The organism is Marinobacter sp. F3R08, assembly GCF_018860425.1.
Taxonomy (GTDB): domain Bacteria; phylum Pseudomonadota; class Gammaproteobacteria; order Pseudomonadales; family Oleiphilaceae; genus Marinobacter.
In genome coordinates this window covers 262,356-277,114 of sequence record NZ_JAHKPI010000014.1, presented here as the reverse complement: position 1 = coordinate 277,114, position 14,759 = coordinate 262,356, and the positions used below count along the sequence as shown (strand labels likewise).

The following is a 14,759-nucleotide window of genomic DNA, read 5'->3' as shown; positions in this document are numbered from 1 at the left end:
AGATAGCTCAGGCGGCCCGGTGCGGAAATTGGCCAAAGTGATCCCGGTCACCGTTGTTTGAGTCAGTGGTGTGCTTTGACATCCGGATACTTTCGCTGCAATCGGTACAGACGGATGATGGTAATGACGTTGGTAACGAGAACCATCCCCTCTGCCAGCGTCCCGCCCACCGAACCAATAACAATGTTATTGAGCATCCAGGCCAGGGCGGCCAGCCCCAGGATGATCCGCAGAGGAATGCCCCGGAGCATGAACATGCCGACGGTGCCGAAGACGGCCGCGGCCAGTGGAAAGACATCCGTGACCGACTTCCAGGTAACCCAGGCTACCAGCAGGTTCACCGCCAGCATGCCCAGCATAATAGACCAGTTACCCTGGTACTTGCGGGCAAGGGTAATGCGTACGATGACCAGAACCGTCAGCGCCGATGCCGTCCAGCTCTCGAACAACGCAAACATCAGGGCGAAAGCAACATTGGCCGAGATCAGCAACACCATCAGCCGGTCATCGTTCCGGTTGGAAAAGCCGGCAATACAGAAACCGAGGGCAACCAGACCGCAAAGCTGGCCCAGGCCCTGTGCCAGAGACAGTTCCGCGATCAGATCGGTCATAACTGCTCGACAAGCTGCCGGATCAGTTGCCCGGCGGGAATCTCCTGACAGCCGCTGGCGTTCTGCCCCGACCACAGCGGGCTGAAATCGCCGGAATCTCTCGCTTCTGCCGCCGCCCGAAGCGGAGCGATGGCCGAAGTTGCCAGCGGAAATTCAGGTGCCACCTCAGCAACAGGGCCCAGCTCCCGCATCACCCGGTTCATAATGCTTCGCGCCGGACCGCCGGAGAACAGGTTGGTGATGGCCGTGTGGCGGGCTTGCGGGCCTTTCAGCGCCTCCCGGTGAACAGCCCGGGTGGTAGCCTCCGGACACAGCAGAAAAGCGGTCCCGAGCTGAACACCGGCTGCGCCCAGCTCCATGGCCGCTCGGATACCACCGACATCGGCAATCCCCCCGGCGGCGATCACCGGAATCTTTACTGCGCCTGCCACCTGGGGGACCAGGGCAAAGGTGCCCAGCTGTGTGGACAGGTCACGGGTCAGAAAGATACCGCGATGGCCACCGGCCTCCAGGCCCTGGGCAATGATGGCATCTGCCCCGTTCTGTTCCAGCCAGAGCGCCTCTTCAACGGTGGTTGCGGTAGACAATACCCTTGCGCCAGCCGCCTTGACCCTTTGCAGCAGGGCTGGTGCCGGCAGTCCGAAATGAAAGCTCACCACCTGCGGTCGAAAGGCCTCCACCAGAGCGGCGGTTTCCTCGTTGAACGGGGTACGGCCGCCGCCGGCCGGAATGGCGTGGGGGTCGATGCCGAACTCCCGATAATAAGGCGACAAGGCCTCACGCCACCGTTGTTCCCGTGCGTTGTCTGGCACCGGCGGAGTATGGGCAAAAAAATTGACGTTAAAGGGCTTTCCTGTACCCGCCCGAAGGGTCTCCAGCTCTGATCTGAGGGCCTCGGGGCTCAGCATGGCGCAGGGCAAGGACCCCAGACCGCCGGCGTTCGATACCGCCAGAGCAAGCCTGCTGTCCTGCACACCAGCCATGGGGGCCTGAATGATCGGCCACTCGATACCCAGTACATCCTGCAACGCCATAGCGGTAATCCCCTCTCCCCGAAAAAGGCCTTAGCCTGCCACAATTATCGGGGTTGAGCCATGAAATGCCCTGTGCCAACGTGACCGTCATCATTCACCGAGGACCACCCGAGACCATGAAAACTGTTTTCTCTCCGCTGCACAGCCGCCGGCATGTAAGAACCGAACTGGACGGTGGCCTGCTGATTGAACCTCACGAAAAGCCTTCGCGAGCCGAAACCATTCTGGCCCGTGTGAAGGACCAGGCGCTTGGAGAGATTCTGGCGCCGGAAGAGTTTGGTCTTGGTCCGGTCAAACGGGTACACACGGCCGATTACGTCGAGTTTCTGGAAACCTGCTGGGAGGATTGGCTGGCTGCCGGTAAGCCCGGCGAAGCCATTCCGGCAGTCTGGGCCGGCCGCGGCATGCGTCACCGGCTGCCGAAAGACATCGACGGCAGGCTCGGCTACTTCAGCTTTGCGGCGGAAACATCCATCTCGGAAGGCACCTGGGAGGCGGCCCGGGCATCAGCCAATGTGGCTCTTACCGCCCAGAAACTGGTGGCCGGTGGCGAACGCGCTGCCTTTGCCCTGTGCCGCCCGCCCGGACACCACGCTCATGCCGATCTGTTCGGCGGTTACTGCTTTTTAAACAATGCGGCCATCGTAGCGCAGGCTTTCCGGGATCAGGGCTATGGCAGGGTCGCGGTACTGGATGTGGATTTCCATCATGGCAACGGCACCCAGGCGATCTTCTACCAGCGCAGTGACGTGCTGACCATCAGCCTGCACGGCGATCCGGACCTGGTATTTCCCCATTTTCTGGGTTTTGAAGACGAGACTGGCGAGGGCGCCGGCGAGGGCTCTAACCTGAACATCGTGTATCCGCCAGACACACCCTACAGTGTATGGAGTCAGGGACTGGAAAAGGCCTGCCAGCGGATTCAGGCATTCCAGCCGGACGCCCTGGTGGTCGCCCTGGGTGTCGACACCTTCGAAGAGGACCCGATTTCCTTCTTCAAGCTGACCTCCGGCGATTACCTGAGCCTGGGCCAGCGACTGGCCGGGCTTGGCCTGCCGACCGTGTTTACCATGGAGGGCGGATACGATGTCGATGCCATCGGCGTCAATGCCGTGAATGTGATGCAGGGCTTCGACCGGGCTGCGGGCTGCCTCAGCCCTTGAAGCCCTTGCCAAGGATATAGACTTCCCGGGAGCGGGCCCGGGATGAGTCGGGCTTGCGCACCACGACCTTGTCGAACACGGCGCGTACCGATTTCAGGTATTCGTCGTACCCTTCACCCTGAAACACCTTGGCAAGGAAACTGCCTTTGGGCTTGAGCACCTGGTTTGCCATATCCAGGGCCAGCTCCACCAGATACATGGAGGAGGCCTGATCGGCAACGGTCACACCACTGATGTTCGGCGCCATATCGGAAATCACCACGTCCACCGGGTCATCGCCCAGGGTTGCCATGATCGACTCGAACACCTCGTTCTCGGTGAAGTCCCCCTGAATGAAGTCCACACCGGCAATGGCGTCCATCGGGAGGATATCTGAAGCAATAACACGGCCCTTGTGGCCCACCAGTTTTGCCGCCACCTGCGACCAGCCTCCCGGCGCCGAGCCAAGATCCACAACCACCATGTTGGGGTGAATCAGCCGATCCTTTTTGTTGATTTCAAGAAGCTTGTAACTGGCCCGCGAACGGTAGCCGTCCACCTGCGCCTGTTTCACGAAGGGGTCGTTCACATGTTCTTCAAGCCAGCGGTTACTGCTTTTGGATCGGGCCATAGGATCTCTTCAAACGGAAACATCAGCCGCCAATTGTACGTGTCGCATCTGTCTGCGGCAAAACCCTGACAACCCGGGCTGGCACACGTACAATTCAGCAGCATGCTGCGATTCCTGTACATCCGACAACGCCCACTCTCCGGGAGAGCACCCCTTTGAATCTGGCCGACATTAAAAAACTGCACCAGAAAAAATACCGGCAGTCGCTTGGTCATTACCTCGTGGAAGGCGAGCATCTGGTGCTGGAACTGCAGAAGGCGGCCACGCAGCAACCAGCCCTGGCAGCAGCAGAGCTGTATGTCACCGGCACCTATGAGCACTGGCAGAGTCCGTTCAGGACTCACGTCATCAACGAGCGCCAGATGGCCCAACTTGCCGATACCCGCACGCCTCAGGGTATTCTTGCGATCGTGCCCATGCCGGATCGTCTGCCTGAACCGGAATCCGGCGAAAAAGCCATTTACCTGCACGAGGTCCAGGATCCGGGCAATCTGGGCACGATACTACGCACCCTCGCCTGGTTTGGCGGTTTCCGGTGTCTGATGAGTCCGGGCAGTGTGGACCCTTACAACCCGAAAGTGGTGCGCGCCAGTATGGGAGCACTCTTTCATGTGCCCCTGGAAACCGACGTTGCTCTCACAAGCCTGAAAACCCGATATCAGAGCCTCGCCTGCCTCGATCTCCACGGCGCTTCACTGGCAACGGATACTTTCCGGCAGCACGACTGCTACCTGTTCGGCAATGAAGCGAGGGGTGTGCCAAAAGACGCACTCGTCGAACTCCAGGCAATGCCCTACACCATTCAGGGCGGGGGCCAGATCGAATCCCTGAACCTGGCATCGGCAGTCAACATGTGCACTTACGAACTCGTGCGAGAGCAATAAAGGCACCGGATCGCTCCGGTGCCTCTCTCATCAGGCAGCGTTGTTCGGGTTTACGCCGCTTCTTCCTCGTTCTCGTCCACGGAATTGCGGATCAGAAAGTCAAAGGCACTCAATGCGGCCTTGGAGCCTTCGCCCATGGAAATGACAATCTGCTTGTAAGGCACAGTCGTCGCGTCACCGGCCGCAAAAACACCCGGTACGGAGGTTTCATTGCGATCATTGATTATGATCTCACCGTGCTGGCTCAGCTCAATGTCACCCTTCAGCCACTCGGTGTTCGGAACCAGACCGATCTGGACGAATACGCCTTCCAGTGCAACATGGTGCTGCTCGCCGGAGTTGCGATCGATGTAGTTCAGGCCGTTGACCTTGCCGTTGTCACCGGTGATCTCTGTGGTCTGGCCGGAGGTGATGATGTCCACGTTTTTCAGGCTGCGTAGCTTCTTCTGCAACACCTCATCCGCCCGCATCTCGGCACCGAACTCGATCAGGGTCACGTGACCCACGATTCCAGCCAGGTCGATGGCCGCTTCTACACCGGAGTTACCACCACCGACCACTGCCACACGTTTGCCCTTGAACAGCGGGCCGTCACAGTGCGGGCAGTAGGCCACACCCTTGTTCCGGTACTCTTCCTCACCCGGAACGCCCATCTGGCGCCAGCGGGCACCGGTAGAGAGCACCAGGCTGCGAGCCTTGAGGGAGGCGCCATTCGCAAGGCGCACTTCATGCAGGCCGCCCTTTCTGGTTGCCGGGATCAGCTTCTCGGCGCGCTGCATGTTCATGATGTCAACGTCGTATTCTGTAACGTGCTGCTCCATGGCAGCCACCAGTTTCGGGCCCTCGGTGTAGGGCACGGAGATCAGGTTCTCGATGCCCATGGTATCGGCGACCTGCCCACCAAAGCGCTCGGCGGCAATGCCGGTGGAAATGCCCTTACGAGCCGCGTAGATCGCCGCTGCAGAGCCGGCCGGGCCGCCACCAATCACCAGAACCTCGAAGGCTTCCTTCTGGTTAAGTTTCTCGGCGTCTTTTTCGGCTGAATTGGTATCCAGCCTGGCGACAATCTCTTCCAGGGTCATCCGGCCCTGACCCCAGGGTTCACCGTTCAGGTAAACGCTGGGCACCGCCATAACCTCACGCTGCTCCACTTCATCCTGGAACAGGGCTCCATCAATGGAGGTATTGCTGACGTTCGGGTTCAGCACGCTCATCAGATTCAGGGCCTGCACCACGTCCGGGCAGTTCTGGCAGGAGAGGGAGAAATAGGTTTCAAACTCGAGTTTGCCCTCCAGGGACTGAATCTGCTCAATCACTTCCTGAGCAGCCTTGGACGGATGGCCGCCCACCTGCAGCAGGGCCAGAACCAGAGAAGTAAACTCGTGGCCCATGGGAATGCCGGCGAAGCGAACGCCAATATCGGTGCCTGCACGATTGATCGCAAAAGAAGGCCGACGCACATCGTCAGCTTCTTCCGTGCGCAGGCTGATCAAGGAAGACATCGGTTCCAGTTCTTCCAGCAGCTCCCTCAGTTCCTGGGATTTCTTGCTGTCATCGTAGGCTGCTACCAGCTCGATCGGCTGCTGCAGCTTGTCCATGTAGGCCTTCAGTTGTTCCTTGATATTGGCGTCCAACATATTCTTACATCTCCTTTAAGAGTTCGAGACTTCGTATCTGGATTCAAATACGGTAACTGGATGAGATGTATTCAAAGATACGGATCGGCAACCTGATGCTCAAATTAATTGCCCCAAACTGTTTGATAGGGCCTTGCTATCTATTGAGATTCAGCACCCGGAAAACTTGACCAATAGCGCATATCCACGCGTCGATTGCCGCAGTATGATGTGATGTCAATGTAGCAACATCATTCTCTGGTACTCAGAATAGGCAACGCATGTTTCTAGACCGTTTCCATACCATCGAGGACGGGCAGATCGTTATCTCCGCCCTGCAGGCCAGCCAGTTTGCCAAGGAAATCGCGGGAGACTTCAACCCCATCCACGACCCCGATGCCCGTCGCTTCTGTGTTCCCGGGGATCTGCTCTTTGCCATTGTTCTGGCTCGCTTCGGACTGTCGGAAAACATGACTTTCCGGTTCCGCAGTCTGCTCGGCGAGGGCGTTCCCCTCAGATTTGTGGAAACTGACGACGGCCTCAACGTCTGCGACGGGGCAGGCAAAGTCTATATTGAAGTTGCTCGCAGTGGCGCCTGCACTCAGGACAAACAACTGATTGAAGACATCACTCGTGCCTACGTGGCGGCCTCCGGCAAGAACTTCCCCCACACTCTGAAGCCCTTGATGGAATCCAACGGGGTGATGTTCAATCCCGACCGGCCGATGGTGATGTACGAGAGCATGAGCCTGGCTCTGGACAACCTGAATCTGCCCTCTCCCGACCTCGAACTGAACAACGCGACACTCGAGGCAGCCGGCAAGCGCGGCAACGTGCTGCTGGAGTACCGGCTGATGGCCGACAACAAACCGGTGGGCGAAGTGACCAAGCGGTTGGTACTGAGTGGTCTGCGGCCCTACTGTCCTGAGGCGATGGCCGGGGTGATTGAAGAGTTCTATCGCCTCAAGGCCCGTGGTGCCGACTATTTCAACAAGGACAACAGCGGAGACCACAGCGATGCCAATCAAGCCGGGTGATACCCTGCCAGACATCGAACTTCAGGTGATGGGCAGCAAAGGCCCGGAGAAAGTCAGCACCGGCAAACTCTTTGCCGGCAAGAAAGTGGTGCTGTTTGCCGTACCGGGGGCCTTCACGCCCACCTGTTCGGCAGCCCACTTGCCCGGCTTCGTCGTGAATGCCGACAAACTCCGCGCCAAAGGGGTCGACAGCATCATCTGCACCTCGGTCAATGATGCCTTCGTGATGGATGCCTGGGGCAAGGCCCATAACGCCGAAGAGATCATCATGTTGGCCGATGGCCTGGGCGAGTTTGCCCGAGCCCTGGATCTGACTCAGGACCGGACCGCGAACGGTATGGGTATCCGTAGCCAGCGCTACGCCATGATCGTAAGCGATGGCAGCATTGAATTGCTGAACGTTGATGCCCAGGGGCTGGACCTGACCAGCGCCGAAACCATCCTCGACGCGCTCTGAACGATCGCCTTTTCCAGGACACAAAAAAACCCCGGAATTCCGGGGTTTTTTTGTTCATAAGTTTCCCGAAGGAAAAACTTAGATCTTGCCAACCAGGTCCAGAGACGGAGCCAGAGTTTCTTCGCCTTCTTTCCACTTGGCCGGACATACTTCGCCAGGGTGGTTGCGAACGTACTGAGCAGCCTTGACCTTGCGCATCAGGTCGTCGGCATCACGGCCGATACCTTCGGCAGTGATTTCCATCGCCTGGATAACGCCATCCGGATCGATCAGGAAGGTGGCACGGTCTGCCAGGCCCTGGCCTTCACGCATCACGCCGAAGTTGTTGGTGATGGTACCGTTCTGGTCACCCACCATGTAGTAATTGATCTTACCAATGGTTTCGGAGCTGTCGTGCCATGCCTTGTGGGTGAAGTGGGTGTCGGTAGACACGGAGAATACCTCAACGCCCAGCTTCTGCAGCTCTTCGTATTTGTCTGCAACGTCGCCCAGTTCGGTCGGGCAAACGAAGGTGAAGTCGGCCGGGTAGAAGAAGAAGACCGACCACTTGCCTTTTACGTCCGCTTCACTGATTTCAACAAACTCACCGCTTTTGAATGCGGTTGCGTTGAATGGTTTGATTTCGCTGTTAATGATGCCCATTAAAGCTCACTCCTTGTTGATGGATTCATACGTCAATGAATTTACAGTGCCCACGTTAACCCGATCAGGCGCCGGGATAAAATTGATAATTTCCAAACCAGACATAGGCTCTGCCTATTCATGGGGTCTTAACCCGCAAGTTCAATCTTCCCGAAGTCCAGAATATTCTCTTTCGGTGACGCTTTAATGGCCGACACTTCCACCCGTTTCTTGGCGAGAATATACGCAAAACACGAGAAATAGAGCGCGATTACCAGAGCACCAACCCATTGAATCCGGAGGAAATCGAGCTGAAACAGCATGGTCAGGGCAACCATCACCAGAACATTGAACACCACATAGTTTGCCCGCCCGAGGCGCTGGGCGGTGATATTGAGGTTATCGGTGTACAGCCGGATCAGGGAATCCAGAGAATTCACCACCATCAAAACGCCAACGGAGATCATCGCAATATTGGTGAGCGCGGCAATCTGCAGCCCCTCGGCATGGTAGTGATAGAGCACCGTAAACCAGACACCAATGGCTATAGACGGCACCACCAGCATGGCAATCAGCAATTGCCAGGTCCGGATACCACTTACGAAACGGGCGGTAAACTGGCCTATCATGATGCTCCAGGCAAACCACCAGAACAGGTAGAACTCATGATAGTCATTGATCGGCAATACAAACTGGTGAATGTTAGCGAAGTACTCGCCGATCAGTCCGGCGGTGCCCAGGAAGTCGGCTGGGGAGCCGGCCCCCAGAACAAATGCCCGGAACCACATACCAACGATCAGAGCGATGAACAGCAGACTGGAGCCCAAACTGAGGATGCGCACGTACTTGATCTTGGAACTGGAGTAGACCGCCAGCCCGATCGCAACAAACACTATAGCGTAGAAAGCCGGCACCACGGACTCGCCATCGCCGAGCTGAGGCAGGTACCAGGGCAGGTTTACCAATAGCAGGTACGCCGTGAACGCGCAGGTGCCAATGATCACCACATTATTCACGAGCTTCACCAGCGGAATTTCGAAGAACTGCACTCTTGGTTCAACGATCACAAAATAGAAGCAGGTCAGGAAATAAAAGCCCCAGATCAGGAAGGCCCAGAAGCCGAACTCGATCGCCAGCGGGTTGGCAAAACCATACTCGGGGCTGGACGACAAGTCGCCATAACCACCGAACTCGGTGAGCGGGAACATGATCAATCCCACATCCAGACCGGAGGTGAACAGAATGGCAATGAAGGTGAAGGTTCGGACCGGCGTGACTCCGATACACTTGATGTCCCACCATTTATACAGAATCAGCACAATGGCGGCGAAGGTGAATATCAGTCCTGTGGATAACCAGAGTGTCATCGACGATTCCTCCGGTTGGATAGGTTTACAGTAAAGCACAGCATGGGTGTTCCTCCTCTACTTGGTAAGCGCTGCTTATTTCGAATCGGACACAAACCCAGGACTTGCCTATCTGGCGCCCGAAAACGGCTGAACACCGCTGCGCTGATAGGGAAATCCTGAGGGCTTGCAAAACCCCGGGCGCATTGCACGCCCGGGTGGGATGACGACGCGCTATGTCAGCGCGCGCTTTGCCTGTCCCGGTCTCTGACGTGCCTGCCACTGGTTGTCCATCACCACAGGTGCGTCAGACGGTTGAAGGGGCTCCCTGCCCCGGATCAGGTCGGCTGCCCGCTCGGCCACCATGATGGTGGGTGAGTTCAGGTTGCCGTTCGGTATGGTCGGGAAGATGGACGAATCCACCACCCGCAAATGACGGATGCCGTGTACCCGGGTATCTGGATCCACCACGGCGAGGGCATCGGTACCCATCTTGCACGAGCAGGATGGATGGTAGGCACTCTCCACCGCCTGGCGCACGAAGGCATCAATTTCGTCGTCCGTCCGGACGTCGGCACCGGGCTGAATTTCCGCGCCACGATACTCATCCATGGCTGGCTGATTGATGATGTCCCGGGTCAGACGCACGCAGTCCCGGAAACCTTCCCGGTCTGCTTCATGTTCCAGGTAGTTGAAACGGATGGTCGGGGCCTGTTTCGGGTCTGCCGATTGCACATGCACGAAGCCCCGGCTTTTCGGTTTGTTGTGACCGATGTGCAGCTGAAAACCATCGCCATTGAATGCCTCTCTGCCGTCGTAGCGCATGGCCGCCGGCAGGAAGTGGTATTGCAGGTCGGGCCATTCGACACCGGCTTTGGAACGAATAAAGCCGCAGGATTCAAAGTGGTTGGTAGCGCCCAGGCCGTCCTTGCGCAGAATCCAGCGGACGCCGATCTTCAGCTTGTTCCACCAGTCCAGCTTGCCGTTCAGAGACACCGGCTGCTTGCACCGGTACTGAAAGTAGAATTCCAGGTGGTCCTGTAGGTTTTCACCGACGCCGGGTAACTCGTGTTTTACCTCAATTCCGGCCCGCTCCAGTACCTCACGATTGCCAATGCCCGACAGCTGCAGCAGGTGCGGTGATCCGATAGAGCCGGCTGACAGGATGACTTCCTCGGCGGCCTTCGCCTCATGTACCTTGCCGCCCTGCTCATAGCGAACACCGGTGGCGGTTTTACCCTCCAGCAACACCTTGTGGACCAGAGCATGGGTTACCACAGTCAGGTTCGGACGTTCCATGGCCGGGCGCAGATAGGCATTGGCCGTAGACCAGCGACGGCCATTTTTGACGGTCATGTGCATGGCGCCAAACCCTTCCTGTTGCGCGCCGTTGTAATCGTCGGTTTCCAGGTAACCAGCGTCGGAACCCGCCTTGATGAAGGCCTTATAGAGCGGGTTCTGCATGTTGTTGCCGTTATTCACTCCAAGCGGGCCCTTGTCCCCCCGGTAATCATCGCCACCAAACGCCCAGGTTTCAGCCTTCTTGAAATACGGCAGGACGTTCCGGTAATTCCAGCCTTTGGCACCCTCGGCGTCCCACTCGTCAAAATCCCGGGCATGACCACGAACGTAGACCATGCCGTTAATCGAGGAGGAACCGCCAAGAACCTTACCCCGGGGACAATGCATGCGGCGATTGTCCAGAAACGGCTCGGGCTCGGTCTCGAACTGCCAGGCGTATTTTTTGGTATTCATGGGAATGGACAGGGCGGTGGGCATCTGGATGAAGATGCTCTTGTCGCTGCCTCCGGTTTCCAGCAACAGCACCCGATGGCGCGCGTCCTCAGTGAGACGGTTGGCCAGAACGCAACCGGCGGAACCCGCACCCACTATGATGTAGTCGTATCGGTTTTCTGTCATACGCGCTCTCCTGTGTAACCGTCGGTCTTAAAAGGGTGCATCAATGTCTTCCATCCCCACGTACACCGACTTGATCTGGGTGTAGTGAGCGATGGTTTCGCGCCCGTTTTCGCGGCCGATACCAGAGAGTTTGTAACCGCCTACGGGCATTTCCGCCGGGGATGCGCCGTAGCTGTTGATCCAGCAGATGCCCGCCTCGAGCTGGTGAATCACCCGGTGGGCACGACGGAGGTCATTGGTAAACACACCCGCTGCCAGGCCGGTATCGGTGTCGTTGGCTCTGGCAATCACCTCGTCCTCATCGGAGAAAGTGAGCACAGACATCACCGGCCCGAAGATCTCCTCTTTCACGATGGTCATGTCATCCGTGCAGTCGGTGAAAATGGTGGGCTCGACAAAATAGCCCCCCTTTGAATCCTCTGGTTCAAGCGCCCGGCCACCCTGACTGAGGGTTGCGCCTTCCGACAGCCCCCTGGCAATGTAATCAAGCACCAGATCCCGGTGCTTTTCGGAGATAAGCGCGCCGAAATTCGTGTCCGGGTTCATCGGGTTACCGGGCTTGATATTGTTCCGGGTGCGCTCCAGCAGTCGCTCCATAAAACGGGGATACAGGTTTTCATGGACAAACACCCGGGTGCCGTTGGTACAGATTTCGCCCTGGGTGTAGAAGTTGCCAACCATCGCAGCGGAGATCGCGTTTTCCAGATCAGCATCGTCAAAGATGATCAGGGGAGATTTTCCGCCGAGCTCCATGGTGACTTCCTTCAACGTGGAAGCCGCCGCAGTCATCACTTTCTTGCCGGTGGCGACCTCGCCGGTAAAGGAAACCTTGGCAATGTCCGGATTGTGAGTCAGCCAGGCTCCGACCTCTGCGGCACCCTGAACCACATTGAACACACCCGCCGGAACGCCGGCTTCCTGGTATATCTCAGCCAGCTTGACCGCACCCATGGGTGTCTCTTCAGACGGTTTGAAAATCATGGCGTTGCCACAGGCCAGAGCTGGCCCCGACTTCCAGCAAGCGATCTGGATCGGGTAGTTCCAGGCCCCGATTCCGGCGCAGATGCCGAGAGGTTCCCGGCGGGTGTAATAAAAATCGCCACCCAGATCCTGCTGGGTGCCCTCGATGGACGGGGCCAGCCCGGCAAAGTATTCAATCGTATCGGCACCGGTAACCACGTCCACAGCTTCCGCTTCCTGCCAGGGTTTCCCGGTATCCCGGACTTCAGTGGCGGCCAGCTCGTCGTTGCGTTCACGAAGCAATGCGACCGCTTTCAGCAGAATTCGGCTGCGCTCCACCGCAGGCATCGCAGACCACTCGGCAAAACCGGCACGGGCACTTTCGATGGCAGCCTGCTGCACAGACTCATCCGCCACTTCAACTTCGTAGATAACGTCACCGGTGGCCGGGTTGACCACAGGGAAGGTTTCGCCGGTACTGTTGTCCAGGAAGCGGCCATGGACAAAATTCTTAACAACAGGAAGAGATGCAGACATAGTCAGTGAGTAACCTCGGTTCGGTGTCTTCAGGCCTTGTGGGCCATTCGAATCTATCGCAGCTCAGGCAGTTGCCTGAGCCAGTGTCTCGTGGACGAATTTCTTGCAAAGCCGCTCGCCGGCTTCGAAACTCTCCGCCGCATCCAGGCTCAGGGCGCTGCGCAACCAGAAGCCATCAATCATCGCTGCGGTTTGGCGCGCCGCTTCCGTTGCCGCGCCGGGTTCAAGCACCTGCGCAAAGGAATAACGCAGATTGCTGTACAACCGGGCGTTGTTGATCTGCTGCAACCGTTTGAGTCCCGGTTCATGCATTGAGCGGGCCCAGAAGCTCAGCCAGGTCTTGGCCGCCAGCGCCGAACGCTGGAACTCCGAAAAGTTGGATTCGATGATGCAGTTGAGGCGCTGTTCCGGAGAGCGGTCCGTTTTCGCCATACGCTCTCTCAGTTCCTTACCCAGCTGATCCAGCAGATAGCGCAGAGCCGCTTCAATCAGGCCCTGCTTGCCTCCGAAATAATGGCTGATGATGCCGGAAGACATGCCTGCTCGTTTACTGATACTCACGATGGTGGTGTTCTGCATGCCCAGCTCGGCAATGGACGCCATGGTGGCGTCTATCAACTGCTGCTTGCGTGTGTCTTTCACTCCAACAATCGGCATGGCGGCTCTGGTTACCCGTCGTGAATCCGGAATTGAAAAGCAGCAAAAACACGACCTGCTTTTATTAATTGAACGTTCAATTAATAAAAAGGTTACAGAAGGCAGGCAGCAAATTCAAACCTGATCAGAAAACGTACAGCTCAGGGCCGCCAGGAAGCGGCCCTGTTGCAACGGCAGGAACGGGGGAAAATATCAGCGGTGGCGCCGGTAATCGGGGTCTGTCCAGCACACGGGCAACGCCTCACCAGAAGCAAAGGCAAGCTCGGATTTGGCAAAGAATTCGGGATCCTGTGCCTCCTCCCCGTAATGGAGACTGCCACTTACCTGCTGGATGTGCGGATCGAAGAGTCCCTGGGTGTCCAGCACCTCAATCAGATGCCCGGTGGCTTTTTCGGCGACGAACATAGAGGCCTCCAGTGCTATGTATTCACTCCTTAACCATAGCAGGCACCCCACAACCCAGACAGCCAGACGACACCCGGGAAACAATCCGGAACCGCGTACACCCCTCTGCGGCCACAACCATAACCAGGAACAACAGGGGCACTTGCAACGTCAGTATTTCCAAGGCATTCAGCTCAGTTGTCATAATCCTTATCCAGCCCCAGCCCACGGGCTTTCTGATTCACCCTGTACGGGAAGGTGACCTCCGGGTTTACCTGCTTGACCGCCTTATACATTTTTCTGATGTTATTGCCGTAATTCATTGTGATGTGATGAAAGCTGCCGTCTTTCATGAGGATTCCATGCTGTGGAATGCCACGACCTGCATGGGACAGAGTCTGTCTGTTCTCAAAGCGCTTGATATCACCCACGTTCACACAGAAAGACCATTGCTCAGAGCCGGGATATTCAACCATAAACTGCTTGTCGGTAATGATTGCCCGGTAGGTCGCGGGATTCCGGAGATGCCACCTCCCGATCAGAAAAAGGATGACACTGGCAAGCGGGAATGCCGTTACAACGGCAAGATACAAGCCCTCCGGCACAGGCTGTGCCCCAAATTTCTCGTAGACGAACAAGGCAGCGACATATACCCAACAGAACAGCGCCATTCGAAAGAACAGCCTGGACCTCTGTTTCCTTGATTTGCTGAATTGATAGAGCAGTTTTTCTGTCATAGTAAATCGCAAATCTGATGGTGCATCCATTGCCGGGAAGGTACCGCTCCAGCATTTCATAAGCCCCGTGTTTTTTCGACAAATACCGCCCTTTCACAGCCAGTCCGCCATCAACAGTACAATCCTTTCTGGCACCGGTCGGCATGCGGTCAAGGGTGTCGGTCGCAAACGCAAAGCCGTAGGCT

The 14,759-nt window shown here is 57.2% G+C and carries 16 protein-coding genes; 4 read left to right on the top strand and 12 right to left on the bottom strand.

Features of this window, described 5'->3' with window-relative positions:
* Window positions 1-62 precede the first annotated feature (62 nt).
* Window positions 63-611 carry a YgjV family protein gene (locus tag KO499_RS04335; RefSeq protein ID WP_215982482.1) on the bottom strand — a complete coding sequence of 183 codons (549 nt, stop codon included), beginning with the start codon at window positions 609-611 and terminating at the stop codon, window positions 63-65.
* The gene (locus tag KO499_RS04330) at window positions 608-1,645 is read right to left on the bottom strand and encodes an NAD(P)H-dependent flavin oxidoreductase (protein WP_215982481.1); all 1,038 of its coding nucleotides are present in this window, start codon (window positions 1,643-1,645) and stop codon (window positions 608-610) included. The genes KO499_RS04335 and KO499_RS04330 overlap by 4 nt, the downstream gene beginning before the upstream one ends.
* 116 nt (window positions 1,646-1,761) lie before the next feature.
* Between KO499_RS04330 and KO499_RS04325 the strand changes: the two genes are divergently transcribed.
* Window positions 1,762-2,808, top strand: coding sequence for a histone deacetylase family protein (locus KO499_RS04325; protein WP_215982480.1), 1,047 nt, complete (start codon window positions 1,762-1,764; stop codon window positions 2,806-2,808).
* Here the strand turns inward: KO499_RS04325 and rlmE are convergent.
* Entirely contained in the window at window positions 2,798-3,418 is a 621-nt protein-coding gene (gene rlmE / locus KO499_RS04320) for a 23S rRNA (uridine(2552)-2'-O)-methyltransferase RlmE (protein ID WP_215982479.1), read from the bottom strand. The two genes, KO499_RS04325 and rlmE, sit on opposite strands and share 11 nt — an antisense overlap.
* 155 nt (window positions 3,419-3,573) lie before the next feature.
* On the opposite strand from rlmE, the gene KO499_RS04315 reads away from it, so the two are divergent.
* Window positions 3,574-4,302 carry a TrmH family RNA methyltransferase gene (locus KO499_RS04315; protein ID WP_215982478.1) on the top strand — a complete coding sequence of 243 codons (729 nt, stop codon included), beginning with the start codon at window positions 3,574-3,576 and terminating at the stop codon, window positions 4,300-4,302.
* A 50-nt stretch (window positions 4,303-4,352) separates the two neighbouring features.
* Here KO499_RS04315 and ahpF read toward each other — a convergent pair whose 3' ends face one another.
* Complete coding sequence (gene ahpF / locus KO499_RS04310; protein WP_215982477.1) at window positions 4,353-5,939, bottom strand: alkyl hydroperoxide reductase subunit F; 1,587 nt, start codon at window positions 5,937-5,939, stop codon at window positions 4,353-4,355.
* 260 nt (window positions 5,940-6,199) lie between these two features.
* Here ahpF and KO499_RS04305 point away from each other — a divergent pair, with 260 nt between their 5' ends.
* The gene (locus KO499_RS04305) at window positions 6,200-6,955 is read left to right on the top strand and encodes a DUF3581 domain-containing protein (RefSeq protein ID WP_215982476.1); all 756 of its coding nucleotides are present in this window, start codon (window positions 6,200-6,202) and stop codon (window positions 6,953-6,955) included.
* Window positions 6,936-7,412, top strand: coding sequence for a peroxiredoxin (locus KO499_RS04300; RefSeq protein ID WP_215982475.1), 477 nt, complete (start codon window positions 6,936-6,938; stop codon window positions 7,410-7,412). The genes KO499_RS04305 and KO499_RS04300 overlap by 20 nt, the downstream gene beginning before the upstream one ends.
* 78 nt (window positions 7,413-7,490) lie before the next feature.
* Here KO499_RS04300 and ahpC read toward each other — a convergent pair whose 3' ends face one another.
* The 8 genes from ahpC to KO499_RS04260 form a co-directional block, all read right to left on the bottom strand.
* Window positions 7,491-8,054: an alkyl hydroperoxide reductase subunit C gene (gene ahpC / locus KO499_RS04295; RefSeq protein WP_215982474.1), complete on the bottom strand. Its 564-nt coding sequence runs from the start codon at window positions 8,052-8,054 to the stop codon at window positions 7,491-7,493.
* Window positions 8,055-8,182: 128 nt separating this feature from the next.
* A complete protein-coding gene (locus tag KO499_RS04290; RefSeq protein WP_215982473.1) occupies window positions 8,183-9,400 on the bottom strand; it encodes a BCCT family transporter in 1,218 nt (405 codons plus the stop codon).
* Between the two features lie 213 nt (window positions 9,401-9,613).
* Window positions 9,614-11,299 carry a choline dehydrogenase gene (betA, locus tag KO499_RS04285; protein ID WP_215982472.1) on the bottom strand — a complete coding sequence of 562 codons (1,686 nt, stop codon included), beginning with the start codon at window positions 11,297-11,299 and terminating at the stop codon, window positions 9,614-9,616.
* Window positions 11,300-11,326: 27 nt separating this feature from the next.
* Complete coding sequence (gene betB / locus KO499_RS04280) at window positions 11,327-12,796, bottom strand: betaine-aldehyde dehydrogenase (protein WP_215982471.1); 1,470 nt, start codon at window positions 12,794-12,796, stop codon at window positions 11,327-11,329.
* A gap of 63 nt (window positions 12,797-12,859) precedes the next feature.
* Window positions 12,860-13,453 (bottom strand): transcriptional regulator BetI, encoded by a 594-nt coding sequence (betI, locus tag KO499_RS04275; protein WP_215982470.1) that lies wholly within the window; start codon window positions 13,451-13,453, stop codon window positions 12,860-12,862.
* A 192-nt stretch (window positions 13,454-13,645) separates the two neighbouring features.
* On the bottom strand, window positions 13,646-13,858 hold the full coding sequence (locus KO499_RS04270; RefSeq protein WP_215982469.1) for an acetyltransferase: 213 nt from the start codon (window positions 13,856-13,858) through the stop codon (window positions 13,646-13,648).
* Between the two features lie 22 nt (window positions 13,859-13,880).
* On the bottom strand, window positions 13,881-14,042 hold the full coding sequence (locus KO499_RS04265; protein ID WP_215982468.1) for a hypothetical protein: 162 nt from the start codon (window positions 14,040-14,042) through the stop codon (window positions 13,881-13,883).
* Complete coding sequence (locus KO499_RS04260; RefSeq protein ID WP_215982467.1) at window positions 14,032-14,508, bottom strand: hypothetical protein; 477 nt, start codon at window positions 14,506-14,508, stop codon at window positions 14,032-14,034. The genes KO499_RS04265 and KO499_RS04260 overlap by 11 nt, the downstream gene beginning before the upstream one ends.
* Window positions 14,509-14,759 lie beyond the last annotated feature (251 nt).